The sequence below is a fragment of the Hyphomicrobium sp. genome (assembly GCF_019753045.1).
Taxonomy (GTDB): Bacteria; Pseudomonadota; Alphaproteobacteria; order Rhizobiales; family Hyphomicrobiaceae; genus Hyphomicrobium_B.
Genome location: NZ_JAIELN010000027.1, coordinates 21,927 through 48,645 on the forward strand (window position 1 = coordinate 21,927; position 26,719 = coordinate 48,645).

Annotated in this window: 25 protein-coding genes and 1 riboswitch; of the genes, 12 read left to right on the top strand and 13 right to left on the bottom strand. The window is 61.5% G+C overall.

The window, feature by feature from the left end:
- The first annotated feature begins 243 nt into the window (after nucleotides 1–243).
- Entirely contained in the window at nucleotides 244–2,610 is a 2,367-nt protein-coding gene (locus tag K2Q04_RS20955; protein ID WP_291167227.1) for a penicillin-binding protein 1A, read from the top strand.
- Here the strand turns inward: K2Q04_RS20955 and K2Q04_RS20960 are convergent.
- Nucleotides 2,590–3,384: a SprT family zinc-dependent metalloprotease gene (locus K2Q04_RS20960; protein WP_291167230.1), complete on the bottom strand. Its 795-nt coding sequence runs from the start codon at nucleotides 3,382–3,384 to the stop codon at nucleotides 2,590–2,592. The two genes, K2Q04_RS20955 and K2Q04_RS20960, sit on opposite strands and share 21 nt — an antisense overlap.
- A gap of 182 nt (nucleotides 3,385–3,566) precedes the next feature.
- Nucleotides 3,567–4,178 (bottom strand): SCO family protein, encoded by a 612-nt coding sequence (locus K2Q04_RS20965; protein WP_291167232.1) that lies wholly within the window; start codon nucleotides 4,176–4,178, stop codon nucleotides 3,567–3,569.
- 134 nt (nucleotides 4,179–4,312) lie between these two features.
- On the opposite strand from K2Q04_RS20965, the gene K2Q04_RS20970 reads away from it, so the two are divergent.
- Both K2Q04_RS20970 and K2Q04_RS20975 read left to right on the top strand, forming a co-directional pair.
- Entirely contained in the window at nucleotides 4,313–5,710 is a 1,398-nt protein-coding gene (locus K2Q04_RS20970) for an ActS/PrrB/RegB family redox-sensitive histidine kinase (protein ID WP_291167235.1), read from the top strand.
- A gap of 158 nt (nucleotides 5,711–5,868) precedes the next feature.
- A complete protein-coding gene (locus K2Q04_RS20975) occupies nucleotides 5,869–6,435 on the top strand; it encodes an ActR/PrrA/RegA family redox response regulator transcription factor (RefSeq protein WP_092862513.1) in 567 nt (188 codons plus the stop codon).
- A 48-nt stretch (nucleotides 6,436–6,483) separates the two neighbouring features.
- Here K2Q04_RS20975 and K2Q04_RS20980 read toward each other — a convergent pair whose 3' ends face one another.
- On the bottom strand, nucleotides 6,484–6,981 hold the full coding sequence (locus tag K2Q04_RS20980; RefSeq protein ID WP_291167240.1) for an MmcB family DNA repair protein: 498 nt from the start codon (nucleotides 6,979–6,981) through the stop codon (nucleotides 6,484–6,486).
- A 116-nt stretch (nucleotides 6,982–7,097) separates the two neighbouring features.
- Between K2Q04_RS20980 and K2Q04_RS20985 the strand changes: the two genes are divergently transcribed.
- Complete coding sequence (locus tag K2Q04_RS20985; RefSeq protein WP_291167243.1) at nucleotides 7,098–8,810, top strand: AAA family ATPase; 1,713 nt, start codon at nucleotides 7,098–7,100, stop codon at nucleotides 8,808–8,810.
- Nucleotides 8,807–9,664 carry a hypothetical protein gene (locus K2Q04_RS20990; protein WP_291167246.1) on the top strand — a complete coding sequence of 286 codons (858 nt, stop codon included), beginning with the start codon at nucleotides 8,807–8,809 and terminating at the stop codon, nucleotides 9,662–9,664. The genes K2Q04_RS20985 and K2Q04_RS20990 overlap by 4 nt, the downstream gene beginning before the upstream one ends.
- A 34-nt stretch (nucleotides 9,665–9,698) precedes the next feature.
- Here K2Q04_RS20990 and ppk2 read toward each other — a convergent pair whose 3' ends face one another.
- Both ppk2 and K2Q04_RS21000 read right to left on the bottom strand, forming a co-directional pair.
- Nucleotides 9,699–10,685, bottom strand: coding sequence for a polyphosphate kinase 2 (gene ppk2 / locus K2Q04_RS20995; protein ID WP_291167248.1), 987 nt, complete (start codon nucleotides 10,683–10,685; stop codon nucleotides 9,699–9,701).
- 248 nt (nucleotides 10,686–10,933) lie between these two features.
- Nucleotides 10,934–11,497: a GcrA family cell cycle regulator gene (locus K2Q04_RS21000; protein WP_291167251.1), complete on the bottom strand. Its 564-nt coding sequence runs from the start codon at nucleotides 11,495–11,497 to the stop codon at nucleotides 10,934–10,936.
- A gap of 663 nt (nucleotides 11,498–12,160) precedes the next feature.
- Here K2Q04_RS21000 and K2Q04_RS21005 point away from each other — a divergent pair.
- The 3 genes from K2Q04_RS21005 to K2Q04_RS21015 are packed head-to-tail and all read left to right on the top strand — an operon-like array spanning nucleotide 12,161 to nucleotide 15,303.
- Nucleotides 12,161–13,336, top strand: coding sequence for an aspartate aminotransferase family protein (locus tag K2Q04_RS21005; RefSeq protein ID WP_291167297.1), 1,176 nt, complete (start codon nucleotides 12,161–12,163; stop codon nucleotides 13,334–13,336).
- Nucleotides 13,337–13,374: 38 nt separating this feature from the next.
- A complete protein-coding gene (argF, locus tag K2Q04_RS21010; RefSeq protein ID WP_291167254.1) occupies nucleotides 13,375–14,316 on the top strand; it encodes an ornithine carbamoyltransferase in 942 nt (313 codons plus the stop codon).
- Between the two features lie 15 nt (nucleotides 14,317–14,331).
- Complete coding sequence (locus tag K2Q04_RS21015; RefSeq protein WP_291167258.1) at nucleotides 14,332–15,303, top strand: Hsp33 family molecular chaperone HslO; 972 nt, start codon at nucleotides 14,332–14,334, stop codon at nucleotides 15,301–15,303.
- A 41-nt stretch (nucleotides 15,304–15,344) separates the two neighbouring features.
- Here K2Q04_RS21015 and K2Q04_RS21020 read toward each other — a convergent pair whose 3' ends face one another.
- From K2Q04_RS21020 to metZ, 4 genes are all read right to left on the bottom strand, one after another.
- Nucleotides 15,345–15,911: an EF-hand domain-containing protein gene (locus K2Q04_RS21020; protein ID WP_291167261.1), complete on the bottom strand. Its 567-nt coding sequence runs from the start codon at nucleotides 15,909–15,911 to the stop codon at nucleotides 15,345–15,347.
- Between the two features lie 211 nt (nucleotides 15,912–16,122).
- The gene (gene argE, locus K2Q04_RS21025) at nucleotides 16,123–17,292 is read right to left on the bottom strand and encodes an acetylornithine deacetylase (RefSeq protein WP_291167265.1); all 1,170 of its coding nucleotides are present in this window, start codon (nucleotides 17,290–17,292) and stop codon (nucleotides 16,123–16,125) included.
- 15 nt (nucleotides 17,293–17,307) lie between these two features.
- On the bottom strand, nucleotides 17,308–17,760 hold the full coding sequence (apaG, locus tag K2Q04_RS21030; protein WP_291167268.1) for a Co2+/Mg2+ efflux protein ApaG: 453 nt from the start codon (nucleotides 17,758–17,760) through the stop codon (nucleotides 17,308–17,310).
- 10 nt (nucleotides 17,761–17,770) lie between these two features.
- On the bottom strand, nucleotides 17,771–18,982 hold the full coding sequence (gene metZ / locus K2Q04_RS21035) for an O-succinylhomoserine sulfhydrylase (RefSeq protein ID WP_291167270.1): 1,212 nt from the start codon (nucleotides 18,980–18,982) through the stop codon (nucleotides 17,771–17,773).
- Nucleotides 18,983–19,054: 72 nt separating this feature from the next.
- A riboswitch (SAM riboswitch) is annotated at nucleotides 19,055–19,133 on the bottom strand.
- A 136-nt stretch (nucleotides 19,134–19,269) separates the two neighbouring features.
- On the opposite strand from metZ, the gene K2Q04_RS21040 reads away from it, so the two are divergent.
- Nucleotides 19,270–20,409 (top strand): 2'-deoxycytidine 5'-triphosphate deaminase, encoded by a 1,140-nt coding sequence (locus K2Q04_RS21040; protein ID WP_291167272.1) that lies wholly within the window; start codon nucleotides 19,270–19,272, stop codon nucleotides 20,407–20,409.
- A gap of 253 nt (nucleotides 20,410–20,662) precedes the next feature.
- Nucleotides 20,663–21,004, top strand: coding sequence for an HU family DNA-binding protein (locus K2Q04_RS21045; protein ID WP_291167274.1), 342 nt, complete (start codon nucleotides 20,663–20,665; stop codon nucleotides 21,002–21,004).
- A 243-nt stretch (nucleotides 21,005–21,247) separates the two neighbouring features.
- Here K2Q04_RS21045 and dapE read toward each other — a convergent pair whose 3' ends face one another.
- The 3 genes from dapE to dapD are packed head-to-tail and all read right to left on the bottom strand — an operon-like array spanning nucleotide 21,248 to nucleotide 24,050.
- Nucleotides 21,248–22,420, bottom strand: a complete 1,173-nt coding sequence (gene dapE, locus K2Q04_RS21050; RefSeq protein ID WP_291167276.1) for a succinyl-diaminopimelate desuccinylase — start codon at nucleotides 22,418–22,420, stop codon at nucleotides 21,248–21,250.
- Nucleotides 22,420–23,178 (bottom strand): hypothetical protein, encoded by a 759-nt coding sequence (locus K2Q04_RS21055; RefSeq protein WP_291167278.1) that lies wholly within the window; start codon nucleotides 23,176–23,178, stop codon nucleotides 22,420–22,422. The genes dapE and K2Q04_RS21055 overlap by 1 nt, the downstream gene beginning before the upstream one ends.
- A gap of 29 nt (nucleotides 23,179–23,207) precedes the next feature.
- Nucleotides 23,208–24,050 (bottom strand): 2,3,4,5-tetrahydropyridine-2,6-dicarboxylate N-succinyltransferase, encoded by an 843-nt coding sequence (gene dapD / locus K2Q04_RS21060; RefSeq protein ID WP_291167280.1) that lies wholly within the window; start codon nucleotides 24,048–24,050, stop codon nucleotides 23,208–23,210.
- Between the two features lie 242 nt (nucleotides 24,051–24,292).
- Between dapD and K2Q04_RS21065 the strand changes: the two genes are divergently transcribed.
- Nucleotides 24,293–24,541: a hypothetical protein gene (locus tag K2Q04_RS21065; RefSeq protein WP_291167283.1), complete on the top strand. Its 249-nt coding sequence runs from the start codon at nucleotides 24,293–24,295 to the stop codon at nucleotides 24,539–24,541.
- 66 nt (nucleotides 24,542–24,607) lie between these two features.
- Here the strand turns inward: K2Q04_RS21065 and K2Q04_RS21070 are convergent, their stop codons facing one another.
- Nucleotides 24,608–25,255: a TlpA family protein disulfide reductase gene (locus K2Q04_RS21070; RefSeq protein WP_291167286.1), complete on the bottom strand. Its 648-nt coding sequence runs from the start codon at nucleotides 25,253–25,255 to the stop codon at nucleotides 24,608–24,610.
- A 42-nt stretch (nucleotides 25,256–25,297) separates the two neighbouring features.
- Here K2Q04_RS21070 and argH point away from each other — a divergent pair, with 42 nt between their 5' ends.
- Nucleotides 25,298–26,707 carry an argininosuccinate lyase gene (gene argH / locus K2Q04_RS21075; protein WP_291167289.1) on the top strand — a complete coding sequence of 470 codons (1,410 nt, stop codon included), beginning with the start codon at nucleotides 25,298–25,300 and terminating at the stop codon, nucleotides 26,705–26,707.
- Nucleotides 26,708–26,719 lie beyond the last annotated feature (12 nt).

The following is a 26,719-nucleotide window of genomic DNA, read 5'->3' on the forward strand; positions in this document are numbered from 1 at the left end:
GGTCCGCGAAGTCAGATTCCACAGGGCATATTATTTCTGTTCGCCTACGTTGCTCATTTGCAGTGTCTACAACTCACTCAGCGGATGAGGTTGGGCTTCGGGCGGCGACGCGGGTGCGCGTTTAACGCGACCTTAGCCAACGTCCGATAACAATGAGCGGAATTATCCCGCTACCCTTTTCAGATCAGGCTTTTCCGAGGCTGGACGGCAAGGGACGAACTCCGCCTTCGAGGTTTGACCGTATTGCGCGCGATCGCTGCAGTTTTGCGTTTTGCACTGTGGCTCGTCCGTGGGCTGCTGCTCGGCGGCCGGCGTCCTGCCCCGCCGGTCGAAATGACGCTGCCCGGTTCGTTTCAGTCCGTTGCGACGCAGGCCTTCCGATCGGACGAGACGCCGGCCGACTTGTCGCAACTCAACGTGCAGCAGCAGCCGCAACAGCAGTTGGCGCCGACGGTCCCTGTGCGACGCGGATTGCTGAACCGGCTGAAGCTCAAATACCGGTTGGCGTTCGGCGCTGGGGTCCTCTGTACGGGCCTGCTGATGCTGACCTTCGCCGTGATGATGGTCTACTACACAGTCGTATTTCCCGATCCGCTCGCGATCCGCAACACCGCGCATGCGCCGCTCGTGCGCATTCTGGCGCGTGACGGTTCGACGTTGACCGAGCGGGGCGCGCCGCGTGAGTACGTTTCCCTCGATCAGCTGCCGAAAGTCGTTCCTGCCGCCGTCGTCGCGACGGAGGATCGCCGGTTCTTCGATCATTACGGTGTCGATCCCGTTGGGATGATCCGGGCGATGTTTGCGAACTTGCGCGCGGGGCGATTTGCTCAGGGCGGCTCGACGCTGACCCAGCAGCTGGCAAAAAACCTATTCCTGACGCAGGACCGGACACTGACGCGCAAGCTCGCGGAGCTTGGTCTGGCATTGTGGCTCGAAGTGCGGCTGTCGAAGCCCGAGATCCTCGAGCTCTATTTGAACCAAGTGTACTTCGGCGGCGGGGCATACGGTATCGAAGCGGCGAGCCGCCGGTATTTCGACAAGTCCGCTCGCGAGCTGACATTGCCGGAAGCGGCGCTCATCGCCGGACTTCTCAAAGCGCCATCGAAATATTCGCCGGCCGCGAGTCCCGGGGCGGCGCGTGCGCGTGCGCGCGTCGTGATCTCGAAAATGTTCGATGCGGGATTCATTTCGGAAGCGCAGGAGACGCAGGCGCTGGCGCAGACGCTGGTCTTCAACGAGCAGAAGATGGCCAAGGCGTCCGTCGATTCCGGTTACGTCGTCGACTACGTGCTGGAGCAGGTGGAGGCGATGACCGGCGGCGACGATACCGATCTCGTCGTCGAAACGACGATCGACAAGACGTTGCAGCGGCGCGCCCAGGAAATCGTCGCGGATAGCCTTGCGCAGAAGGGAACGGCGCTCGGCGCAAGTCAGGCGGCCGTCGCCGTGCTCGATCGCGATGGCGGCATTCGCGCGCTCGTCGGTGGACGCGATTATGCCGACAGCCAGTTCAATCGCGCCGTCAAGGCGAAACGCCAGCCCGGTTCTGCGTTCAAGCCATTCGTCTACCTCGCCGCATTGCAGCGCGGGATGTCGCCCGCAACCGTTGCGAATGATGCTCCGATCACGATTGGGGGCTGGTCGCCGAAGAACGATAAGAACGAGTACGTTGGGCCCATCACGCTGCGTCGCGCCTTGGCGCAGTCGGTCAACACGGTGGCCGTGCGCCTCAACCAGGATATCGGACGGGGAACGGCGGCCGACCTCGCGGAACGCCTCGGTGTTAAATCCGAATTGCGCGAAGGACCGGCGCTGGCTCTCGGTACGTCGGAAGTCACGCTGCTCGAGTTGGCGGGGGCTTACACGGCGTTCTCGAACGGCGGCGATGTCGTCGGGCCGCACGTGATCGTCCGCGTCGCGACGGCTCAGGGCCGCGTACTTTTCGAAAGCAAGCCGCCTGCCCATACGCGGATTGCGGAGGCGGATAGACTCGGCGCGTTGAACGACATGCTGAACGCGGCGGTCGTGTACGGTACGGGACGGCGGGCGGCGCTCGCCGATCAACCGGTTGCCGGCAAGACCGGAACGACCCAGGATTTTCGCGACGCCTGGTTCATGGGGTACACCAGCCATCTGACGGCGGGCGTGTGGGTTGGCAACGACAACGGCAAGCCGATGAACCGCGCAACCGGCGGTACGCTTCCAGCCGAAATCTGGAAGCAGGTCATGCGCGTTGCGCACGAAGGTCTCGCGCCTGAGCCGTTGCCAGGAACCGTTATCGGCAACGCCGATGCCGATGCTGCCGACTTCGGCATCAGTCCGCTCGTGCCTGCTTCGACTGCGACGCGGCCGCCGCGCGTCATCGAGGCGAAAGAAGATTTGCAAGGGACGCCGCGACGCGATGCGCAAGCGCCGTCTGGCGTTCGCGAGACGCTGGCGAGCGCGTCGTCAGCGTCTGCGAAAAATCATCCGGCCGACGAGATCGATGGAGCTTTCGTTTCGCGCGCGATTTCGGGGACGCCGAGCGAAGTTAAAACCGCTACCGGCACAACGCCCAATGTTGCGCCTCAAGGACAGAGCGGGTTTTTGTCATTCACCAGCTGGTGGTGAGTTTACGGGCTGGCCGTGCGGCGGCCCATACCGATGAAGATCGGGACCCAGAACCTGCAACCATTGCTTGGCGGTTTCAAAGTCCGGGCAGATCTTTTTGACGAGCGCCCAAAAGCGTGGTCCGTGATTCATTTCCGCGAGATGAGCGACTTCGTGCGCGGCGACGTAATCGAGCACGAAGGACGGCGCCAGGATCAAGCGCCAGGAAAATGAAAGCGCTCCCGTCGTGGAGCACGATCCCCATCGGCTCGTCTGATCGCGGATGCCGATGCGCGTCGCCTTGACCGAAAGAGGACGCGTGTATTTGGCGACGCTTGCCGCGAGATCGCGCTTCGCCTCGTCGAATAGAAACCGCATGAGCCTATCGGGTGCGCGATCTTTATCGCCGGGGACGATGATCGACGGACGGCGACCCTGACGATCGTCGATGGTGATCACACGCGTGCGCGGATTGCCCGTGAAGGAGATGGTGTGAGGCGTGCCGCGCAGGGGCATCGCCGCTGCATCTTCGAACGGGATGTGGTTCGGCAAACTGTCGAGCCGGGCGCGAACCCAATCGATGTGCCGGTTGAGAAACGTTCCCGCTTCATCGAGATCGCATTGCAGAGGAAGCGTGACGATCACGGCTCTGCGCGTGCGACTGACGCGCAACGTCAAACGGCGTGCGCCTGGATGACGACGAACCTCCACCTGTGCGCCGATATCTTCGAGGCGCACTGACGATCGCGTTTTTGAACTCAGGTCGATGGCGCGATGTCCATTTGCGATCCTCATGCGCTCTGCCCCCAAAAGCCGACGCGCATCATATCGATGCAACGAAGAGCCGTTCGCGTGTGCCGGATCAATGCAGCACCAAGATGACCTAACAAGGTTCGGCTAATTGCTCCAGCATCAATGTCCGGAGTCGATGCCAGCATGTGAAAGTGTGGCGCTCCGGTCTCAGGAACGAATCGCCGCTATTGCTTAAGAATTGCTTTGTCGATTGCGAGAGCGAGCTGATCAACGTCGTTCGTGTGCGGGATTGGCGTGAGCAATGTTCCATCCTTGCCCATCAGATAGAAGATCGCCGAGTGATCGATGCCGTAGCGCGAGGGATCCTTCTCGTCCGGAACTTTCTGGTAAAAAACGCGATAAGCTTTCGCAGTCGCGGCAATATCGCTTTCGCTTCCCGTCAATCCGACGAGGCGCGGATGGAAGCTTTTCACATACGTTGCGAGCTTTTCGGGAGTATCTTCCGCGGGATCGAGCGTGATGAGGACCGGCACGATATCGTCAGCGCGATGGCCGAGCTTGTCGAGCGCAGCCGACATTACCTGAAGGCCAGAGGGGCAAATATCGGGACAATTGGTGAAACCGAAGAATACCAGCATGTAGCGCCCGTGGAAGTCCTTGTCGGTGACGCGCTTGCCGGTTTGATCGATGAGGCTGAAGGGCCCGCCGATGGCCGGCTTGCCGGTAACCTGGGCTTCGCCATTTACCGTAGGCGCGGGGACTTTCAGCGCAATAAAGCCAAGCGCGGCGCCAGTTAGAAGGCCCGCGAAGACCATCCCAATCGTCGTACGGTTCATAAGCTTGAGTTCTCCATCGCCCTTTGGGTAAGAATGTAGCTAAGCTGATAACATGTCGGCTTTCTAATGCAGACGTGCAAGCGCGAACGATATGCGGCTTGCGGTCACGACACCGAAACCGGATTCATCAATTCATGAGCATGCCTTCTGATAGAGCGCCCGCGCCGGTCCTCAAGGGCATCGTAAACGAACGCGAGAGTCAGCTTCGTCTCTTGACGAGCGTTCGTCTTCGCTGGATGGCGGTTCTCGGTCAGCTCGCGGCGATCGCGGCGGTGACGCTGCTTTACGGCTTCCCGCTCAACATCGGAAGCTGTCTCGTTCTGATCGCGCTTTCGGCGTGGCTGAACGTGTTTCTGTCGATCCGGTTTCCGGTGCGCTATCGCCTCAGCACGCGGCTCGCGTTCGGTCTTCTCGTCTACGATGTGGTTCAACTCGCGGGCCTACTTTACCTGACCGGGGGTATCCAAAATCCGTTTTCGGTTTTGCTCGTCGCGCCCGTCACGGTCGCGGCGGCGACCCTGCCGCCGCGCTACACGATCATCCTCGGAGCGGGCGTGATCGCCGCCGGCATGCTGCTCATCGAATACCACTATCCGCTGCCATGGCGCGAAGGGACGCGGTTCGAACTTCCCGCCGATTACAAGGTCGGCGAGCTGTTGGCGCTTATCGCGTCCATGGTGTTCATGGCCTTCTTCACTTGGCGGCTGAACAAGGAATCCCGCCAGATGTCGGCCGCATTGGCCGCGACCGATATGGTGCTCGCAAGCGAGCAGCGGCTGCACGCGCTCGACGGACTGGCGGCTGCGGCAGCGCATGAGCTCGGCACTCCTCTGTCGACGATCGCTCTTGTCGCAAAGGAACTCGAGTACGAGCTCGGCAGCGACAGCCGGTATCGAGAGGACCTGCAACTTCTTCACAGCCAGGCCCGGCGTTGCCGCGAAATTCTGCAGAAGCTCACGCGCAAGCCTGACGAGCAGGATCCGATGCACGCAAGTCTGAGCGTCATCGAACTGCTCGAAGAGGCGTCGGCGCCGCACCGCAACTCCGGCAAGCGCATCATCATTTCCGCAAGCTCGTTGCCGGGTCTCGATGATGAAGTGAGGATCGAGCCCGTCGCGCATCGCCGGCCGGGCGTGATCTACGGTCTCGGCAATCTTATCGAGAACGCCATCAGCTTTGCGCAATCAGAGGTGCAGATCACGGCGCGCTGGAACGGGTCGCACGTCTTCTTCACGATCACCGACGACGGTCCGGGCTTTGCGCCCGAGATGATGGACAGCATCGGCGAGCCTTACGTTACGACACGGCGGTTCGAGGAGAAGGGCGACCACGGCCACTCGGGGTTGGGGCTCGGCCTCTTCATCGCGAAGACGCTTCTCGAGCGGTCCGGCGCCACGGTTACGTTTTCGAACCTCACCCCGCCCCGGCACGGCGCCAATGTCCAGATCTCATGGCCAAGGGCCGCTTTCGAACTGCCGCCGGGGGCCTTCGCCTGGCCTGGGCGGCGGGCTTCGGCCTCGCAAATCGCCTAATCTGGCAATTTGGCACGAATGGCCGACCTTCTTTTGCTCGGTTAGTAACCTTTTGGGCTGTTTTTTGCTTGCGTAAGGGGTTGCAGCCGGGTAGGCGGCGATGGATTATGTACCGTCATGAAAAAAGCAACGGATAATACGTGATCCGGGAGGCTACTTTGGTTACCGAAGACCTGTCTTTCAAGCAGGATGAATTACCAGCCGACCGCTCGTTGGTTATCGTCGACGACGACAGGTCGTTCTTGCAACGTTTGGCGCGCGCGATGGAGCTTCGCGGCTTCGAAGTGCGCTTCGGCCATTCGGTTGCTGAAGGCGTCGATCTCATTCGCGAAAAGGCTCCGGCGTTCGCTGTCGTCGACATGCGCCTCGAGGACGGTTCCGGTCTCGACGTCATCGCCGAGTTGGCGAAGGCTCGCCCCGATGCGCGTGCGATCGTGCTCACCGGCTACGGCAACATCGCGACTGCGGTTTCGGCCGTGAAGCTCGGCGCCGTCGACTATCTCGCGAAGCCTGCAGACGCCGACGACGTTACGGATGCGCTTCTCGCGCCGACGGATTCCAAGGCGCCGCCGCCGGAGAACCCGATGTCGGCGGACCGCGTGCGCTGGGAGCACATCCAGCGCGTGTATGAACTTTGCAATCGCAATGTCTCCGAGACGGCGCGCCGCTTGAACATGCACCGCCGCACCCTGCAACGCATCCTCGCGAAGCGCGCTCCGAAGTAGCGGGGCAGGCTCGGGCGCATTCTGATACTCAGGCTGGCGCTCAGGCCTTCATTCTATTCCGAAGCCCGGATCGAGTTCGGCGTGCAGCCGCATCGATGCCGTGCGCGCGAGTGCGAGCGTCACCGCTTTGCGCCGGACGGTTGTCAACGGATGGTGCGGCGGCGTTCGCACCATCTCGCCCGCATAGGCGTCGGCCAGTATCAATCCGGTATCGACGGGTAGGATTTCCGTTGGAAAATCCGGTGCGACAGCGAAGAGCAATGCATCGCAATAGTCGCGGTACTCCGGCCATTTCTGATCGGACCGGAAGTCGGCAATACTCGACTTGATTTCAACGATCCAGATCTGGCCATCGCGACGGATGCTCAGGACGTCGGCGCGGCGTCCGTTGGCGAGGGAGACTTCGCTGACGCTTTCGAAGTCGAGGGAGCGGAGGAGCCGTTGCGTGCCGCGCAGAATAGCGCGGGCGCGTTCGTAATCCCGGGTCTTTTCTGCCGGACCAGCCGCGGCGTAAGGATTCGTTACGGATGACGGGTCGTCGGTCATGGTGCCGCCATTATGCCCGTGCGACTGTCGGTGACAAGCGGGCGGCGGGGGCGGCCTTCTCGTCACCCGATAAGCTGGCGATGGTCGTTAGAGTCTCCAGGGGAGAGATCGTGCGAATGGTTTTCTGGCGCAGCAGGGCGGAGAAAAAGGCCGAAGCTGCGGCTACCGCCGGCGAGGAGGGTGCGGCCAAAGCCACGCCCGCTGGGGCAGGCTCGCGTAGCGCAACCGAGCCACTGACCAATGTCGTGACACTGATGACGAACCGCTTAGCGGATCGACTTGCCGATCGTCTGGCCGATGTTTCGACGGCGAACGCTGAGAGCGAAACCACAGAAAAGAAGACGGCGAACAGCTTGGCGCCGATCAGCCCAATCGAACAGACGCATTTCTTCGGGCAGAAACGCGCCATCGCAAAAATTCGAACGGCGTTGGAGGCAAGCCGCGGCGAGCATCTCGTCATCATGGGGCAGCCCGGCACGGGCCGTCTCGGACTTGCCGAAGCGATCGGCAAGGATGTGGAGCGGTCGCCCGCTCCGGATTGGATCTACGTCGTCGATCACGACGCACCGTCGCGCGCGAAGAGCTTCGCGTTGCCGGCCGGCGAGGGCACGCATATCCGTCGCGAGGTTCGCGGAGCCACCGCCAAAGCGTGGGCTGCATTCAACCGCTATCTCAAGAGCGAAGAGCATCGCATCAGCCTCGATCTGCTCGAGGAAGAGATGCGATACCACAGTGAAAAGGCGGTCGAGCCGGTACGCCAGCGCGCGGAAGCGCAGAACATTGCCGTCGTCAAATCGCTCGACGGTTATGTGCTCGCGCCGATGCATGAAGGCCGCGTCGTGCGGTCGGACGTTTTTCGTGCGCTTCCGGATTCTATGAAGCGGAATGTCGAAGCGAAGATCACCGCTTTCGAGGACGAGCTGCAATCCATCGTCGCGACGCTGCCAGAAGCGGAATTCGGTGCGAGCGCAAAGCATGAGGCACTGCTTCGGCAGACGGCGTTGCGCGCCATTCGCCCTGGTCTTGCTGCCATTAAGAAATCGTATCCGGACGATGCCTCACTCGCGAGCGCCCTCGATGCGATCGAAGAATCGTTCATGACTTTTGCGGTGCGTGGCATGGGGATGGAAAAGGCTGTCCCGCCCGTCATTCTCGATTGTGATGACGGGCACTTCACCGATCCATCGGTGCGCTGCCATGTCGTCGTCGCGCGGACGGCGTCGGCAACCGACCTCCTCGGCGAAATCAGCCGCGATGCGCTGGGTCTCGCGGTGCTTCTTCCCGGCCATCTGATGCGGGCCGGATCCGGCATCGTCATCATCGAAGCTTGGCGGCTTGCTGCCGATCCCGCGACGTGGCTTGCGCTGAGCGCCGCCATTCGTAGCAAAGAGATCGTGCCGGTCAACGCGGCGGGGGTTGGCGTCAAGGCCGATCCGATCCCGCTGTTGGCGACGATCGTACTCATCGCGGACGCGCAATCGTGGTCGAAGCTCGAAGCCATCGAGCCCGGCCTCGTGCGGCACTTTCCGCATGTCGCGAAGTTTGCCGAGACGGTGCCGATTGCGGAACTCAGCGAAAGCGACTTCGCGAAGGGCGCTGCGCGGATGGCGTCGGATCACGGACTGCGACCGCTCAATCCGGCCGTGGCGCCGCTGATCTACAAGGATGCGGTTCGCCGCGGCGGCGGTCGCGTGTCGCTCGCCGGTATCGCTCTCTTGCACCTTCTACAGGAGGCGGATGCAATAGCCGCAGACCAATCGGCGTCGCAAATACGGGCTGCCGATCTCACTGAAGCGCTGTCGCGGCGCGCCGAGGGCGCCACGCCGTGATCGCGCATGTCGCTGAAGCGTCGGAGCTTTCGGGCCGGGTCGTCCTCTGGCTCGATCCCGCAGCCGACTATCCAGCGTCGCGGCTTGAAGCGCCCGTCTTGCTGGCGGCCGCTTATGGGGCCGAGATCGAAACGGTTGTCGTTTCGGATGGACCTCAGGGCGACGCAGACGGCGTGCCTGTCCGGATGGTTGGACACGTCGCGCGCGCCGAGGTGAGTGCTCCCGTAGAACACGACCGGCGTTTCGAGCTTCTCGTCGCCCGTTGCCGCCGTGCTGTCGACAAGGCCGGTGCGGCTCGGGGCGTCACGGTGCGCCATACGCTCGCCGCGGGCGATGCCGTCGACCGGATTTCGGAGATGTGCGACGAGCGCGGACCTTGGAACATCGTTGCGCTGGCGCGTATGCCTGCCTCGCACAGCGATTCCGTCATCGGGACACTGCTTGCCAACGTCGGCGGCGCGACAGGCTTTCTGCTCTGCGGCGAACAGAGATCGGCGCAGTCGCGCGTCGTGGTCGTCGTCGAAGATGGCGATCGGCTGCCGTCGATGCTACGTGCGGCGGAGCGCCTTTCGGCACCGCGAGCTCCAGTGCATATCGTGATCGCCGCCGATACCGCGGATGGATATGCGGAGATCGAAGGGCAGTCGCGACTGCTGGCGTCTGAATCCAGCCTGCCCATCGTTTTCGAGGATGCGCGCCCGACATTCGGCGTTCCGGGTGCGCTGACGGAATTCATCGCGCGGCTGAGGCCGAGCTTAACGATCGCGGTTTTCGGCGGTTCGGCGCTGGCCGATGGCCGCGAATTGGCGCGCGCTTCCGTCGTCGCGCGGACGCCGATCCTACTCGTTCGCTAAGATCTCTTTCGGCGAACGCGGCGCAGGTTCGGCGTCAGGATTGTTTTTCAACCGGCGGATGGAAAAAGCCAGGCCCCGAGCCGATGACCAACGGGTCGTGCTTGCCGATGGCTTTGAGATCGCGTCCTTCGTATTCGATCGACAGCAAGATGTGGCGAATGGTTTCCAAGCGGGCGCGGCGCTGGTCGTTGGCGCGAACGACGGTCCAGGGGGCAATCGCCGTGCTGGTGAAACGGAACATCTCGATTTCGGCGCGCGTGTAGTCGTCGTATTTGTCGAGCGATGCGAGATCGACGGACGACAGCTTCCACTGCTTCAATGGATTTACCGCGCGCTCGTAGAAGCGCTTCAGCTGCATTTCGCGACCGATGGTCAAATAATATTTGAATAGCTTGATGCCGTCGCGGACGAGGAGGCCTTCGAACTCGGGTGCTTCGCGGAGGAAGACGGCGAGCTGCTCGGGTGTGCAGAATCCCATCACGCGCTCGACGCCGGCGCGATTATACCAGGAGCGATCAAAGAGGACGATTTCGCCGGCACTCGGCAGGTGCACGGCGTAACGCTGGAAATAGAGCTGGCTGCGTTCCGTTTCAGTCGGCTTCGGCAGAGCGACGGTGCGGGTGTTGCGCGGGTTCATGTGTTCGTTGAACGCCTTGATGCAGGAGCCTTTGCCCGATCCGTCGCGACCTTCGTAGAGGCAGAGAATTCTGTTGCCGACTTTGAGATTGTGCTTCTGCAGCTTCATCAGTTCGATCTGCAGGGCCAGCAGCTGCTCGTCGTAATCAGTCGCCTTCAGGCGCTTGTCATAGGGATAACCGCCCGAGCGCATTGCTGCGTCTTCGATTTCCTTCGGGAGTTCCGGAGGATCAAGCGAGTAGCCTTTGGGCAAAGTCGTGTCGTGGCGATCGCCCGATGTCTCGTCGCTGGACGGTTCGGGGCCGTTGTGGCGATTGCCAACGGTCGCTGCCTCGTCGGTCAGCGGCTCGAACTCGTCGGGCTTTTTGTCTTTGTTCTTACCCATTTAGCGTCTCCGTTGCTGCACAAGGCGGGCGCACCCTAGCAGGACGGCTGCGGGGCGTCATCGCGAGAGGCGGGTGGTCAAGTTCTTCTGAAGCGGAGCGGATCCGAAGCGGAAATGAGAAAGCCAGCAGCCACCCCCCGCGGCTGCTGGCCTTCCCTCTTCATCCACCGGCCAAGCCCCCCGGCACGCCAGTGGTTAAACGTGGTGCGAGATCCAGTTCGCGGATCTCAGATCTCAAATCTCAAATCCTAGGCCCGCTGCTTGGTCGGATCGGAGCCAGCGATCGCGGGAGCCGGAAGGCTCGCCGTAACCGGCGTTTCGATGTCCGTGCGCTCGCGGCGACGAGGTGCGACGGGCTGGAACGCGCGCCGGGCATGAACCTCGCAGTAGGGCAGCAACGGCACCTTGGCGCGTCCGCAGAAATGGAATTCGGATGTTTGCGGGTCGCCGATCGGCCAACGGCAGCTGCACTCGCCCAGCGTCTGAATGGTTTTTCGTTCGGCGACCGGAATTTCGATCTCTTCCGCAGGCGCCACGTAAGCTTCAGCGTCGATATAGAGTGCCCGCACTGCTGGATTTCCGGTTTGCGCGAAGCGCTGCTTCACCGGTCTCTTTGCATTCGCCAGTCGGGTGCGGGGACGGTGGGACTTCATTCGCGAAGTTGTTGCCCGGCCGGACAGACCAAGCCGGTGCACCTTGCCGATAACGGCATTGCGCGTCACGCTTCCAAGTCGGCCTGCAATCTGGCTGGCGCTCAGTCCTTCCGACCAGAGCCTTTTTAAAAGGTCCACGCGCTCATCAGTCCAAGACATCCGTAGATTGCTCCCTCTCGAGCCGCACAACAGCGGCGGTGCACCCCCCGGTGCCCGCAGTTACCCGGCCGCAATCGAGCCCAAGCCTACGCGCGCGAACGAACACGACGCGACGGCGGAGGACGACGGTCCCGACCGGTTACAAACGCAAAAACTTGAGGAGACGCAGAACAGAAACGCGCACGAGACACGGGCGGTCCGCTAACAAGCGGTTGCCCAAGGCGCGGTCAGGGCCGATACACATCCAAGCGAAAGCGGCTGGCGCCGCCATATCTCGTGGCCTGACAACGATAAGTTACAACATGCTGAATCCCGTCTACAAGCCAGAGCTGCAAGCTTGGGGGTATTGACAGGGAGAAGTGGCGACCGCGCCACAGACGATTCGCGCCAGGGGATATCTCCGATTTTCGTGTATGCCTCCCCCCGTTTCAACCATAAGGCGGTAGCATTGGCAATTCGGCCCGTGAACTCAATGGTCAAATCCGAGCATTTATTGACAGGAATAGGCGCAAGGGTTATCAGGGGTTGTGATTGAGCCGCCGAAATTGGGCGGCTTTTTGATTTTCTGCTCAGGGTAATCCACGCACCATGTCTTCTTCCCCTGCTGCGCTGGGGAAAGCTTCCCGTAGCGCTACCGAAACCGGCGGACCGTCAACGGCTGTGATGGGCACATATGCCCGTCAGGACATCGTTTTCGTGCGTGGAGAGGGCTGCTGGCTGACCGCCGAGACCGGCGAGCGCTATCTCGATTTCGGGTCCGGCGTCGCGGTCAATTCGCTCGGTCATGCACATCCGCAACTCGTCGCGGCGCTAAAGGCACAGGCCGAGAAGCTCTGGCACACGTCGAACCTTTACCGGGTCGAAGGTCAGGAGACGGTCGCTGATAAGCTGACGCGGCTGACGTTTGCCGAGCGGGTCTTCTTCTGTAACTCAGGCGCGGAAGCCTGCGAGGGCGCGATCAAGGTCGCGCGGCGCTATCATTATGTATCGGGCGAGCCCAATCGCCAGCGCATCATCGCTTTTCGCGGCGCGTTTCATGGGCGGACTCTCGCAACGCTCGCTGCTGCCGGTAACGAGAAGTATCTCGAAGGCTTTGCCCCGACGGCCGGGGGCTTCGATCATGTCGACCTCGGCGATCTCGAAGCGCTCGAAGGCGCGATCGGACCGGAGACGGCCGCGATCATGCTTGAGCCCATTCAGGGCGAGGGCGGCGTCAGGGCTGTCTCGCCGGAGTTTCTCAGAGCCGTTCGCGAGCTTTGCGACAAGCATGGGCTGCTGCTCGTGCTCGACGAGGTTCAAACGGGCATGGGCCGGACCGGCAAGCTCTTCGCGCACGAATGGGCGGGGATCATTCCGGACGTCATGGCGATCGCCAAGGGCTTCGGCGGCGGATTTCCTGTCGGCGCCGTGTTGGCGACGGCGAACGCAGCCAAGGGCATGACGCCCGGTACACACGGCTCGACGTTCGGCGGCAATCCGCTGGCGATGGCCGTCGCTTCGACTGTTCTCGACGTTATTTCTGAGCCCGGTTTCCTCGAAGCCGTGCAATTGAAGGCATTGCGTCTGAAGCAAGGTCTCGAGGGCCTCAGGGATCAGCATGCGGAGCTCGTAGAAGAGGTTCGCGGCGCGGGTCTGTTGATGGGACTGAAGCTCAAGGCCCACGTCGCGCCGCCGCAGGTGGTCAAAGCCGCCAACGAGGAGAAGCTCCTCATCGTCGGCGCGGGCGACAATAGTGTCCGCGTCCTTCCACCCCTCATTGCGACCGAGGACGAGATCGGCGAAGGGCTGAGGGCCCTCTCTCGCGCTCTCACCCGCGTCGCTCGCGAGACGTCCCGATGACCGGTTATTCGAAAGAGCTGGAGAAAGCTCCGCAAGTCATGACCACAAAGCAAACTGCCCGGACCGTCCGGCATTTTCTCGACATCTCCGATCTCGACAGCAAGACGCTGCGAGGCATCATCGATGCAGCCCATGCGATGAAAAAGGCCGGCAAACGCGTGCCTGAGGGGCTTCGTCCGAAGGACATCGAGGATCGGGTTCTCGTTCTGATTTTCGAGAAGCCGTCGACGCGTACGCGCGTTTCATTCGATATCGCGATGCGCCAGCTCGGCGGTGGCGCGTTGACGCTCAACCATACCGATCTGCAGCTCGGCCGCGGTGAATCCGTCGCCGATACCGCGCGCGTTCTCTCGCGCTACGCCGATGGCATCATGATCCGCGCCAACGAGCATGCGACGCTTCTTGAACTCGCGCGTTACGCGGCGATCCCCGTCATCAACGGCCTGACCGAGAAGAGCCATCCCTGCCAAGTGATGGCCGACATCCAGACGTTCGAAGAGCATCTGGGTCCGATCAAGGGCAAGTCGGTCGCCTGGGTGGGCGATGGCAACAACGTTGCGGTTTCGTGGATGCATGCCGCCGTTCGTTTCGGATTCAAGCTCAAGATCGCAGCTCCGAAGGAACTCTTTCCGGAAGAGGAAGCGATCGCGTGGGTCCGGCGCGAAAAGGGCGATGTCGAGATCGGCACCGATCCGGTGCACGCGGTCAAAGGCGTCGATTGCGTCGTCACCGATACGTGGGTTTCGATGGGGCAGTCGGATGCAGCGCGGCGGAAGAAAATGCTGGCGCCTTACGCCGTCGACGCGAAGCTCATGGGCAAGGCGGCCAAGAACGCGATCTTCATGCACTGTCTGCCAGCCTATCGCGGGCATGAAGTGACAGAGGACGTTCTCGAAGGTCCGCAGTCGGTCGTTTTCGACGAAGCCGAGAACCGGCTGCACGTTCAGAAAGCCATTCTTGCATGGTGCTTCGGCGCCTGAGGGACTGTCTCGCCGATGCCGGTTGACACGCCTCCCAGATCGACCGCGACTCCGCCTGCCATCCCGGCCGACGATGTCGTCGTCGCGTTTCGCACGCAGAACTCGAATATCCGAGGGAGGCTGGTGCGGCTCGGGGCGACGCTCGATCAGATCGTCGTGCCGCATGCGATGCCCGATCTTCCGGGGCGGGCGCTTTCGGAAGCGCTGGCGTTGGCGGCTCTCTGCGGATCGGCATTGCCGCAAGGCGGGAATCTCAATCTGTTGACGCGTTCGGACGGGCCGGTTTCCATTCTCGTTGCCGATTACACCGCGAGCGGCCGGCTCAGGGGTTACGCTCGTTACGATGCGGAGAAGATCGCTGAGATCGCTCGCAGCGGGACGCGCCATGATACGGCGGCGGCGCTGGGTAACGGTCATCTCGCAATCACGCTCGATTCCGGTCCGGGACAGGAGCGCTATCAAGGTGTGCTGGCGTTCGAGAGCGCGCCGCTCTCAGCGACGACGGCGGCTTACTTTCAGCAACGCGAAAACCTGCCGACATTTATTCGGACGGCGGTTGCCGAGCATTACGTGGCGCCGCGTCAAGCGCCCCAGTCGGACACGCGATGGCACCGGCGGGCCGGCGGCTTGATGGTGCAAAGCGTCGGCGCGTCGCTCGAAGGTGGTGTCGAGCAGGACGACGACTGGAAGCGCGTCGAAATGCTGGCCGCGACGGTCGAAGATCTTGAGCTGCTCGATCCGGGCCTGACCGTCGAGCGGCTATTGCTACGGCTCTTCCATGAGGAAGCGGTCGCCATCGAGCGGGTCATTCCGCTTTCCTCGTTCTGCCGGTGCAGCCGGGAGAAGGTCGAGAATGTGCTGCTGGCGTTCGGCGCCAACGAACTATCCGACATGCTCGACGACAACGGAAAGATCGTCGTCACCTGCGAGTTCTGCACGGCGCGATATGTTTTCTCGCTCGATGAATTGCGAGCAGCCGGCAGCTGAGATCCGCCCGCGTGGGTGCAGAGTTCTAAGCCTGTCCTCAATTATCGGCCCAGACCGCCGTTAGCAGCTTTGCCGACTTGGCCATCCGCGTCACGCGGGTCGCCGCTTGCCGGTTTCGCGCCGGAGGTGTCGTATTCGGTCTTCGAGCGGGCGCTGGCGATCTGAGAGCCGTCGAGCTTGCAGGTGCCGCTCTTGTCCATCAGGACAAACGCGGGGTTCGGTTTGTCGACGAACTCTTGTCGCGTGACCTTGCCATCGCCGTTCTGATCAAAATATTTCAGATCCGCTATGACGAAGAGTTTGTCGATCTTGGTCAGGTTGTTCCACTCGGTCGCGTCGAGGGAATCGTCGTGGTCGGTATCGGCGCTGTTGAAGAGGTCTTCCGCGTAGGACTTCCACTCGTTGCAGGTCACGACGTTGTCGTGGTTGAGGTCCCAGCTTCCGGCGGCCTGAAGATAGGCGCGATCGATTTCAGAAATCGAGTTTCCACTACTGAACGGATTGATCGAGCCGATGGTCGGGACTGAGGCCGTCGAGCATCCGACGAGGGTAAGAGCTGCGGACATGGCGCAGACCGAAGTATTCAGAACGTGAAAGCGTTTGGTCATTGGCCCGTCTCTAAAGATTGCAAAGGCTCGGCTGCTCGGGTGATTGGTACGCACAAGAGTGGGCCGGAAGCACGGCGTTCCGAGAAGAAAGTGGTGGGTCAGCAAGATTGTCGCACGGTATGTCGTAGGCAAGTCACACTCGGTCTGGCCTCGTCTAACTCCCTGCGGCGGATGGATTTTCGCTGCATTGCGGGATGAGTTGTGGCCGGGCTCAGGTCTCTGCCCAGGCGCCGAGGCGATCCAGAAAGCCCATGCATTTTATGATTTCGGTTTCGGCGATCCATTCGTCGGCTGTGTGCGCCTGAGCAATATCGCCCGGTCCGCAGACCACGGATGGCGCGCCCGCATCCTGAAAGAGGGCGGCCTCGGTACCGTATGAAACGCCGTACGTTTGGTTCTGGCCCGTCAATTTCAAAGCGAGCGCGACGACCTCGGATGACGGTTCGGCGCCAAAGGGGGGCACGGCATTGACGCGCTCGATGTCGATGCCGGATTCGGGTGCGATCGCGTGCATCTCCGGGAGGCAATGCTTGTCAGCATAGCGGCGTAGCCGATCTTCGATCTCGTCGGGGTGCAATCCCGGCAACGCGCGAATATCGAACACGAAGCTGCAATGCACGGGAACGATATTGGTGGCGGTGCCGCCGTCGATCGTCGTCACTTGCAGTGTCGAATAGGGTGGCTCGAAACGAACGTCGATGACGCGGTGCTTGAGCTCGGTTTCGATGCGGTCGAGTTCGCTTATCAGGCGCGTCGCATAGGTCACCGCGTTCACGCCGAGATGCGCCATGCTCGAATGCGCCGCTCGTCCCTTGACGTCGACGCGCCAGCGGACCGGCCCTTTGTGGGCATCGACGACCTGCATGCTCGTCGGCTCGCCGACGATCACCATGCGTGGTTTCGGAAGCGCCTTGCCGAGTTCGGCGATCATCGGGCGAACACCAATGCACCCGACCTCCTCATCGTAGGAGAAGGCGAGATGGATCGGCTTCTTCAGTTTGCGCTTCTTGAAATCCGGAACGGCCGCGAGCGAAGCTGCGAGAAAGCCTTTCATATCGGCAGAGCCGCGGCCGTATAGCCGGCCGCCTTCCGCTCTCAACGTGAACGGGTCGCTCGTCCAATCCTGCCCATCGACGGGTACAACGTCGGTGTGGCCCGAGAGAGCGATGCCGCCTTCGTCAGCCGGGCCGATCGTTGCGTAGAGCGAGGATTTCTGGCCGTCGTCGCTGACGATCCGTTGCGACGGCACGCCGTGCGCTCGAAGATAGTCTTCGACGAACGCGATCAGGCCAAGATTGTTCTTGTAGCTCGTCGTGTCGAAGGCCACCAGGCGCGCGAGCAATTCAACGGGAGTAAGGATTGGGCCTCTTGCTGCGCTCATCGGCTATCGCCGGGTTCAGTTCATGCTGCGTCGGGTATAGGGGCTATCGAGCGAGAAGGCGGGAATGGCGACGTCGAAAAGCTTTCCCGTCTCGTCCGACATCTGATAGCTGCCGACCATGATACCCTGCGGCGTCTTCAAAGGACAACCCGACGTATATTGGAACGACTTGCCGGGTGCGATCACCGGCGTCTGGCCGACGACGCCTGCGCCGCGAACCTCTTCGGTCCGGCCGAGTGCGTCGGTGATCCGCCACATGCGGGATTTGAGCTGGACGGTCTCGCCGCCGTCGTTGCTGATCTCGACAGCGTAAGACCACACGAAGTGGCTGTCTTCGGGAGACGACTGATCTTCCATGTAGCGCGGTTCGACACGGATGCGGATACCGCGCGTCGTCGCTTCATAAGGATGGTAGGCGGCGGCCGAAGCAGCCTTTCTCGATGGCGAAGCCGGCGTACTTTTACTCATATTATCCCCGTTACCCCGTAACCCTCTTCACCGCATTAGTGAGATCGTCTGCTAAATCTTCGACCGCTTCAAGTCCGATCGAGAGGCGGATCATACCATCACTAATGCCGAGTTCCGAGCGCTGGTCGGGCGTCAGCTTGAAATGGGTCGTTGTCGCAGGGTGCGTGACGAGGCTCTTGGCGTCGCCCAGGTTGTTCGAAAGCCTGATCAAACGGAGGGCGTTAAGGCACCGGAAGGCCCCTTGTTTACCACCCTCGACCTCGAATGCGATCATCTGGCCGCCGCCCGGCATCTGCTTTGCGGCAAGCGCGGCCTGGGGATGATCTGCCCGCCCCGGATATATGACCCGGGTCACGCCCTTCAGGCCCGCCAGAAGGTCTGCGATTTTAGCCGACGTTTCGCACTGAGCCTTGACGCGAATGGGCAGCGTTTCGAGGCCCTTCAGCATGACCCAGGCATTGAATGGGCTTATAGAGGGGCCGGTCTGGCGGACCCATTCCTGAACGTATTTGGTAATGAACTCGGTTTTGCCGAGAACCGCGCCGCCGAGGCAGCGGCCCTGGCCGTCGATGTGCTTCGTCGTCGAATAGACGACGATGTCGGCGCCGAGCGCCAACGGCCGCTGCAGCATCGGCGTCGCGAACACGTTGTCGACGATGGTCAGGATGCCGTTATCGCGCGCGATCTTGCAAACTGCGGCAATGTCGACGAGCTCGAGAGCCGGATTTGATGGCGTCTCGAAGAAGAACATCTTGGTGTTCGGGCGAACGGCGTTGCGCCAGGCGTCGAGGTCTTTACCGTCGACGAGCGTCGCTTCGATGCCGAAGCGCGGACAGAGCGTCTCGACGATGTAGCGGCAGGAGCCGAAGAGCGCCCGCGCGGCGACGACGTGATCGCCGGTTCTCAGATATGAGAGCATCGAGGCGGTGACGGCGGCCATGCCCGTTGCGGTGGCGCGGCATTCTTCTGCGCCTTCGAAAATCTTCAGGCGATCTTCGAACATCGAGATCGTCGGGTTTCCGAAGCGCGTGTATTGAAACCCCGGGTCTTCCTGCTTGAACCGCGCCTCAGCCTGCTCTGCGCTTTTGTAGACGAAGCCCTGCGTCAGATGGAGGGCTTCGGAAGTCTCGCCCCAGTCGGACCGTGTGATGCCGCCATGGACGAGCGCCGTGGCGGGCCGCCAAGCCGGGTTATTGGACGGGAACTGTTCGTCATCTGCCATCGGAAACGGCCTTTCGCGCAATAAAAATCCCGGTCCATAGGCACCGGCTGACGAAAGGCCGGGCGCGGGAAACCGGGAGCGCACACGGCCTCTTTAGCGACTTGTTTAACGTGGCTGCAAGCCGGCCGGCCAAAGGACCACGAAGTGTTGTGCGGGATTACCCCCCGTGCTCTGCGGCGTCAAGAGGCGGCGTCGATGGGGCGGGAATAACGGTTATTGCAGACATTGTCGCGCTTGGCGAAGCGTTTGGTGTACTTTAGACGATGCCGAAGGGGTAGACCGGCGCCATGACAAAATCCGAAAAAGCGTTATCCGAGAAAGCTCATCCGGCATCGAAGCGGCGGGATCGCGGTGTCGGCATTTTACCGGCGCAAGCTATTTCCCGGATGATTGCAGACGGCGAGATCGCGATTGCGGAGCCGGTCGCCGAGGGCCAAGTGCAACCTGCGAGCCTCGATCTCAGGCTCGGCGCCGTCGCCTATCGGGTGCGTGCGAGCTTTCTTCCAAGGCCCGGCGGCCGCGTGCAGACCAATCTCGACGATCTGGCGTTGCACACGATCAGCTTGAGCCAAGGCGCGGTTCTCGAAACGGGCTGCGTCTATATAGTGCCGCTGCTCGAGTCGCTCGCGCTGCCGGCCGACGTCGAAGCGTCGGCCAATCCGAAAAGCTCGACGGGCCGGCTCGATGTTTTCACCCGCGTCATCGCGGACGGCGTCGGCGCATTCGATCAAATTCCCCGCGCCTATAACGGACCGCTCTACGCGGAAATATGTCCTCAGACGTTTCCGATCGTGGTTCGCAAAGGATCGCGATTGTCGCAGATCCGCTTTCGCAATGGGCCTGCCGCCGACAGCGATACGGCGTTGCGCGAATTGCAGCTTCGCGAGCGTCTCGTCTCGGCGGAACATCCGGACATTTCCGGCGGCATTGCGCTCACCGTCGATCTTGCGGGTGACGCGACGGGCCTCGTTGGATTTCGCGCGCGGCGGCATACCGGCGTCGTCGACGTCGACAAAGTCGGCACGTACCCGGTCGAAGATTACTGGGACCCGATTTACGTCAAGGATAAGCAGCGGCTCATTCTCGATCCCGATCAGTTCTACATTCTGGCTTCGAAGGAAGCCGTGCATGTGCCGCCGACGCACGCGGCCGAGATGGTTCCGTTCAATCCGCTCGTCGGCGAATTTCGCGTGCATTATGCGGGCTTCATGGATCCGGGTTTCGGTCACGCGGCGGCAGGGGGCAACGGCTCGCGCGTCGTCCTCGAGGTGCGTTCACACAAGGTGCCGTTCATTCTCGAAGACGGGCAAATCATCGGCCGGCTTATCTACGAGCGGATGACCGAGACGCCCGAAAAGCTATATGGCCAGGGGCTCAAATCGAACTACCAGGGCCAGGGTCTGAAACTCTCAAAGCATTTCAAATAATATCTTTGCGCAGCGAAGTTTCGATTTTTTATCCCTCGTTCACTGCGCTCATTCTATCAAACTATCAAACTGCACCGAAAACTGCGGTTTCGACGGCTTTTTTGCGCGTAACCCCCATGTTGGCGCTTGCTTTCGGGCCACAAATGCTGCTTTTTTCGCCGGCTTCATTCGAAAAAGGCCCGAAAAACGCATGTTTTTGGGTTTCAACGATGTAGTGTTTGGTTGCAAACCGATTCGCATAAGAGGGACGACAATGGCAAAGGCAGCTGCGCCAGCAAAGACTTCAGCCAAGGCTCCGGCCAAAGCTGCAGCGAAGATTGAAACCGTTACGTTGAAGCATATTGCCGCGACGCTCGCGGAGGCTCACGAGATTCCGAAGAAGCAGTCGGTCGCGCTGCTCGAAGATCTCGTCGCTCAGATTTCAAAGCATCTCAAGAAGGGCGCTCGCATCCGCATCGGCGGTCTCGGCGTTCTGCAGGTTCGCAAGCGTCCGGCGCGCATGGGCCGCAACCCGGCAACGGGCGAAGCCATCAAGATCAAGGCTTCGAAGAAGATCGCCTTCCGCGCCGCGAAAGAGCTGAAAGAAGCGGTCTAACGATCGCTCAAATGAGTCATTCGAAAAGGCCGCCAGCGATGGCGGCCTTTTTGTATTGCGCTGGCGACAGGCTCTTTGCCCGTTTCGGACGACAAGCTTTTATGTTGGCGCTGGAGACTCTGCTTCGCGGAGCCGGCCGCCAGCGCGAACTCCGTTTCGGGCGGCGAAGCCTTTGTTGGTTTCGGGCGACACGCGTTCCGCGCGCCGGCCGCCCGAAACGGAGTCGCCAGCGCCAACAAAGACTCAACCGTTGCGGAAAAAGTCGCTGATGAAGCGGCCGTAGATTTCGGTCAGGGTTTCGAGGTCGGCAACGCTCGTGCGCTCGTCGACCTGATGGATCGTCTTGTTGACGAGGCCGAATTCGACGACGGGACAGATGTCCTTGATGAAGCGCGCATCGGAAGTTCCGCCTCCCGTCGTCAAGGCGGGCGTGCGGCCAGTGACGGATTTGACGGCGTCTTTGAGCGTCGAGACGAGAGGGCCAGGCTTCGTCAGGAAAACGTCGCCTGTTCCCGAGAATGCGAGATCGTATTTCGCATCGACTTCGGATGCAGCGCTTGCTGCCGTCTTCCGCACCCACTCTTCGATCGTCGGGCGTGTCCAGCCGTCATTATAGCGGATATTAAGCTTCGCGGCGGCGCGTCCCGGTATGACGTTCGTCGCGGTATTCGGAACGGAGATCACCGTTACTTGCAGGTTCGACGGCTGGAAGTTTTCCGTTCCGTCGTCGAGCTTCGTCGTCGAGAGCCGGTCGATGATGCGCGCGAGCTTAGGCACCGGATTGTCGGCGATTTGCGGATAGGCGGAATGGCCTTGGATGCCGTGCACGATCAGATCGACGTTGAGCGAGCCGCGGCGTCCGATGCGAATTTCATCGCCGAGAGCGTTGGGATTTGACGGCTCGCCGACGAGGCAAGCGTCGATGACTTCGTCGCGGGCCTTCAGCCACTCGAGGATTTTCATCGTCCCGTTGATCGACGGGCCTTCCTCGTCGCCCGTGATGATGAACGACAGGGAGCCGCGCGGCAGGCCGTTATAGTGGTGGATGTATTTCATCGAAGCCGCGACGAACGCCCCGATGCATCCCTTCATGTCGACTGCGCCGCGGCCGTAAAGAATTCCATCGCGGACTTCACCGGCAAATGGCGGCACGGTCCAGGCCGCTTCGTTGCCGACCGGCACGACGTCGGTGTGCCCGGCGAAGGAGAGATGCGGCCGGCCTGTGCCGAGGCGCGCGTACAAGTTATCGACGTCGGGCGTGCCGGGTTCGGAGAAGACGAGGCGATGACAGGTGAAGCCTGCGGGCTCCAGCACGTTCTGCAGAAGCGTCAGTGCGCCTGCTTCATCGGGCGTTACGCTTTCGCAGCGGATGAGCGCCTGAGAGAGCGCAACGGGATCGGTTGGAATCAGGGTCATTATACAGTTTGACTTCCAAATAGCTGACCGGCGGAAGGCAACGGAATGTCGCGGCCTTCGAGGCTCAGCACGATGGTGATCTTCTGCCAGATCTTACCTGAAAGATCCGAGGTCAGCCGTTCGAGGTCGCCGACCGTGTCGACCACAACCGGATCGCTGAGCTTCTCGGCGTAGAGTGCCGCAAGCTTGGCAGTGAGCGACAGCATCTCAGAGCAGTAGTCGAGATAACGCACAAGCTCGAACGGAGACAGGCTGCGGTCGGGCGAGCTCGAAGTGTGCACAGCCGCCAGCATGCTCGGGTCTTTCGTCAGCTGATGCATATCGATGACGTGGATGATGGAACGGAACTCGTGGAGTGCGAAGAGGGCCTTCCGCTGTTTCCAGCGCGCTTCGAGGGACGAAACGAAGAATAACGTCGCGCCCATCAGCACGACGATGTTGAAGCCGGAATCGATGCCCTGCAGCGTGCCGAAGAGATCGTCGTTAGCTTTTGTGCCGCCTAAAATGAGCTGAGCGACCACGATCAGCAGGGCAACGCCTGCCGTGATCGCGAGCCAGATGATGAAGCGCAGGAAGAAGTGCGGCCGATTGATCTCCTGCGCCGCGGTTGCTGTCTCCTTGGCGAGTGCGAGCAGGTCGCGGCAGACGTTCGCAAGGCCCGCGCCCGGAAAACGCTCATCGATACGCCGAGCAAGTTGATCGAGGCTCGCCGTGATGAGCGCCGGATCAAGCGTTCGGAATTTCGATGCCTTTTTCACCTGCTTCCACTCAATCCCTGAGCTTCCACTTAGTCCCTGAGAAGCTCGTTGATGCTTGTCTTGCTGCGAGTCTTTTCGTCGACGCGCTTGACGATGACGGCGCAGTAGAGGTTTGGACCCGGTTCCCCGTTCGGGAGAGGCTTGCCCGGCATCGTACCCGATACGATGACGGAATAGGGAGGCACCTTGCCGAACATTTTTTCGCCCGTGGCGCGATCGATGATCGTCGTCGAGGCTCCGAGGTAGACGCCCATCGAAAGGACAGAGCCTTCGCCGACCTGGACGCCTTCGGCAACCTCGGCGCGGGCGCCGATGAAGCAGTTATCCTCGATGACGACCGGTCCGGCCTGAAGGGGTTCGAGCACGCCGCCGATGCCGGCGCCGCCGGAAATATGGCAGTTTTTCCCGATCTGAGCGCAGCTTCCGACCGTTGCCCAGGTGTCGACCATCGTGCCGCTGCCGACGTAGGCGCCGAGATTGACGAACGAGGGGAGCAATACGGCGCCCGGCGCGATGTAAGCGGAACGGCGCACGATAGCGCCGGGCAGCACGCGGAAGCCGCCCTTGCGGAAGTCCGCTTCGGTCCAGCCAGCGAACTTCGGGGGCACCTTGTCCCAGTAGAAGCTGCCTGCCGGGCCGCCGGGGATCATTTCCATGTCATTGAGACGGAACGACAAAAGGACCGCCTTCTTCAGCCACTGATTGACGACCCAGTTGCCGTCCGCCTTCTCGGCGACGCGTGCTTCGCCCTTGTCGAGAAGGTTGAGCGCGGTTTCGACAGCGTCGCGGACGGGGCCCTTCGTGTCGAACGTAATGCCGTCGCGAGCTTCCCACGCCGTTTCGATTGTTTTCTTGAGGTCGTCGTGGGCCATGGGAAAGCGTCTCCGGTCTGTGCGGCTTGGCGGTGTTTGAGACGCGCTTGTCGCCTCTCGGGCGCGGGGTGTCAATTCGGAGCACAGGCCGATTGGCGTCTCTCGGCACGGTGCGCCAGCTTGAGCGTACAAAGCGGACGAAAAACAGGTGCCGGCCGTCATTACACGGTGAATTCGAATCGGGCATGGTGCATGCTCGCCGGACCGCACTTCCGCGGCCCCGGAACAAGGAAGCGACGTCCATGGCGAAATCGGAAGTCACCAGCAAGAAGGTTTCCTCGGCAGCCTCGATGGTGCTGAGGAGCAAAACTGCGACCAAGGCTGAGAAGTCGGTCGCGGCTTCGGCACTCACGCAGACCGGCAGCCCAAAGGAAACGACGAGCAAGAAGGTCGCATCGGCCGCGTCGAAAATTCTGCATGATCCGAAGGCGAGCAAGGCTGCCAAGTCGGTTGCGGCTTCGGCGCTCACACAGAAGACGAAGAAGAAATAATTTCCGTTCGTCCGTCTGTTCGGGGCGCCGAACGTCAATTCATTTATGAATAGCTGCTCGAGGTGGTCAGTTCGTTGCCGCCTCGATTAGCTTTTTGGCGTCGTCGGAATCCCATTTCGCGGGGCCTGCCAGCCGTCCGACTTCCAATCCATCCTTGTTGATGAGGATCGTGGTCGGCATTCCCAGAAGCTTCAGCGCCATGCCCTCTTTGGCGCTCGCGTCCGAGTAAAGCTTGACGTTGGTGGCTTTCAGCTCGTCGAGGAACTTGCGCGACTCCTCATAGCCCTTCCGGTCAAGGCTCAAAGCCACGACCTCGAATTTATCGCTGCCAAGCTCCTTCTGCAGCTGGTCGAGCGCCGGCATCTCCTCACGGCAGGGTCCGCACCAGGTTGCCCAGAGATTGAGAAGGATCGTTTTGCCTTTGAGGCTCGACAGCTTGACGTCCTTGCCGTCGGCATCCTGAAAAGTGATGTCGGGGAGGGGCTCGGGCGTCTTCTTCGTGACGAATGCCGCCATTTCTCCGAGCTTGGAGGACGATCCGGCTGAAGGTTCGGCCTTGGGCGGCGATATTTCCTGGGCGACGGTCACGGATTTTTCAGGTCCGCCGTTGCCCAACCCGCCTCCGATAACGTATACGGCGCCGAACCCGACCAACGCCGACAGCGCCACTGTCCAAAGGGCTTTCTGCGGGCCTCCCGCGCCGTTCGCTGTCATTTTTGGTAACCTTGTTCTCTCTAATTAAATACGGAGCCGCTCGTGACCGACAAGCCAGCCAACACCATGTGGGGTGGCCGTTTCGCAATGTCTCCTGCCGAGATCATGCAGGAGATAAATGCCTCGATCGGCTTCGACAAGCAGCTTGCGCCACAAGACATTCGCGGTTCGAAGGCGCATGCCGCGATGCTGGCGGAAGCCGGCATCATAACCAAATCCGATGCCCGCGAGATTGCAAAAGGCCTCGACAAGATCAAGGCGGAGATCGACGCGGGAACGTTCGAATTCTCGCGCGCGCTCGAAGACGTGCACATGAACGTCGAAAACCGGCTGAAAGAGCTGATCGGTCCGGCGGCTGGGCGGCTGCATACGGCACGTTCGCGCAACGATCAGGTGGCGACGGATTTCCGGCTCTTCGTGCGCGACGCCATCGACGGGATCGATGAAGCTCTCGCAAACGTGCAGCAGGCGCTGGCGGAGAAGGCCGAGGCGCACGCCGCGACCGTCATGCCGGGATTCACGCATCTGCAACCTGCGCAGCCCGTGACCTTTGGTCATCATCTGTTGGCGTACGTCGAAATGATCGCGCGCGACCGGGGCCGGTTCGCGGACGCGCGGAAGCGTCTCAATGAATCGCCGCTCGGCTCGGCGGCGCTCGCCGGAACGTCGTTCCCGATCGACCGCGAGCAAACGGCGCAGGCGCTCGGCTTCGACAGGCCGATGGCGAACTCGCTCGACGGCGTTTCGGATCGCGATTTCGCGCTCGAGGCTCTGGCCGCGGCGACGATCACGGCCGTGCATTTCTCGCGGCTCGCCGAAGAGATCGTCATCTGGATGACGCCGCAGTTCGGCTTCGTGAAACTGTCGGATCGTTTCACAACCGGCTCGTCGATCATGCCGCAAAAGCGCAATCCGGACGCCGCAGAGCTGGCGCGCGCCAAGGTCGGGCGGATCGCGGCTGCCTTCCAGGGCCTCGTTATCGTGATGAAGGGGCTGCCGCTCGCCTATTCGAAGGACATGCAAGAGGACAAGGAGACGACGTTCGACGCCTTCTCCAGCCTGCGTCTCGTCATGGCGGCGATGGCGGGCATGATCGCGGATCTCGAGCCCAATGCCGAGGCTATGCGGGCCGCGGCCGGGCGCGGGTACTCGACGGCGACCGATCTCGCCGATTGGCTCGTCAGGGAGCTCAAAATGCCGTTCCGCGAGGCCCACCATGTGACGGGGGCCATCGTCAAGGCGGCCGAGGCGAAGGGCGTCGATCTCGATCAATTGAGCCTAACGGATATGCAGGCTGTCGAGCCGCGCATCACGAAAGCCGTATTTTCGGTGCTCTCTGTGGAGAACTCGGTCAAGAGCCGGACCAGTTATGGGGGAACCGCGCCACAGAACGTCGCCAAAATGGCTCGTCAGTGGCTGAGGCGGTTGGAAAAGGCCCGAGGGAAGGTCTAAAACTCTTTCTCT

Bases quoted from the DNA above. Each gene is read 5' to 3' on its own strand.
- K2Q04_RS20960 (WP_291167230.1), bottom strand. From the start codon at position 3,384: ATGAGGATCGCAAATGGACATCGCGCCATCGACCTGAGTTCAAAAACG.
- K2Q04_RS20965 (WP_291167232.1), bottom strand. From the start codon at position 4,178: ATGAACCGTACGACGATTGGGATGGTCTTCGCGGGCCTTCTAACTGGC.
- K2Q04_RS20970 (WP_291167235.1), top strand. From the start codon at position 4,313: ATGAGCATGCCTTCTGATAGAGCGCCCGCGCCGGTCCTCAAGGGCATC.
- K2Q04_RS20980 (WP_291167240.1), bottom strand. From the start codon at position 6,981: ATGACCGACGACCCGTCATCCGTAACGAATCCTTACGCCGCGGCTGGT.
- K2Q04_RS20985 (WP_291167243.1), top strand. From the start codon at position 7,098: ATGGTTTTCTGGCGCAGCAGGGCGGAGAAAAAGGCCGAAGCTGCGGCT.
- ppk2 (WP_291167248.1), bottom strand. From the start codon at position 10,685: ATGGGTAAGAACAAAGACAAAAAGCCCGACGAGTTCGAGCCGCTGACC.
- K2Q04_RS21000 (WP_291167251.1), bottom strand. From the start codon at position 11,497: ATGTCTTGGACTGATGAGCGCGTGGACCTTTTAAAAAGGCTCTGGTCG.
- K2Q04_RS21005 (WP_291167297.1), top strand. From the start codon at position 12,161: ATGGGCACATATGCCCGTCAGGACATCGTTTTCGTGCGTGGAGAGGGC.
- argF (WP_291167254.1), top strand. From the start codon at position 13,375: ATGACCACAAAGCAAACTGCCCGGACCGTCCGGCATTTTCTCGACATC.
- K2Q04_RS21015 (WP_291167258.1), top strand. From the start codon at position 14,332: ATGCCGGTTGACACGCCTCCCAGATCGACCGCGACTCCGCCTGCCATC.
- K2Q04_RS21020 (WP_291167261.1), bottom strand. From the start codon at position 15,911: ATGACCAAACGCTTTCACGTTCTGAATACTTCGGTCTGCGCCATGTCC.
- argE (WP_291167265.1), bottom strand. From the start codon at position 17,292: ATGAGCGCAGCAAGAGGCCCAATCCTTACTCCCGTTGAATTGCTCGCG.
- apaG (WP_291167268.1), bottom strand. From the start codon at position 17,760: ATGAGTAAAAGTACGCCGGCTTCGCCATCGAGAAAGGCTGCTTCGGCC.
- metZ (WP_291167270.1), bottom strand. From the start codon at position 18,982: ATGGCAGATGACGAACAGTTCCCGTCCAATAACCCGGCTTGGCGGCCC.
- K2Q04_RS21040 (WP_291167272.1), top strand. From the start codon at position 19,270: ATGACAAAATCCGAAAAAGCGTTATCCGAGAAAGCTCATCCGGCATCG.
- K2Q04_RS21045 (WP_291167274.1), top strand. From the start codon at position 20,663: ATGGCAAAGGCAGCTGCGCCAGCAAAGACTTCAGCCAAGGCTCCGGCC.
- dapE (WP_291167276.1), bottom strand. From the start codon at position 22,420: ATGACCCTGATTCCAACCGATCCCGTTGCGCTCTCTCAGGCGCTCATC.
- dapD (WP_291167280.1), bottom strand. From the start codon at position 24,050: ATGGCCCACGACGACCTCAAGAAAACAATCGAAACGGCGTGGGAAGCT.
- K2Q04_RS21065 (WP_291167283.1), top strand. From the start codon at position 24,293: ATGGCGAAATCGGAAGTCACCAGCAAGAAGGTTTCCTCGGCAGCCTCG.
- K2Q04_RS21070 (WP_291167286.1), bottom strand. From the start codon at position 25,255: ATGACAGCGAACGGCGCGGGAGGCCCGCAGAAAGCCCTTTGGACAGTG.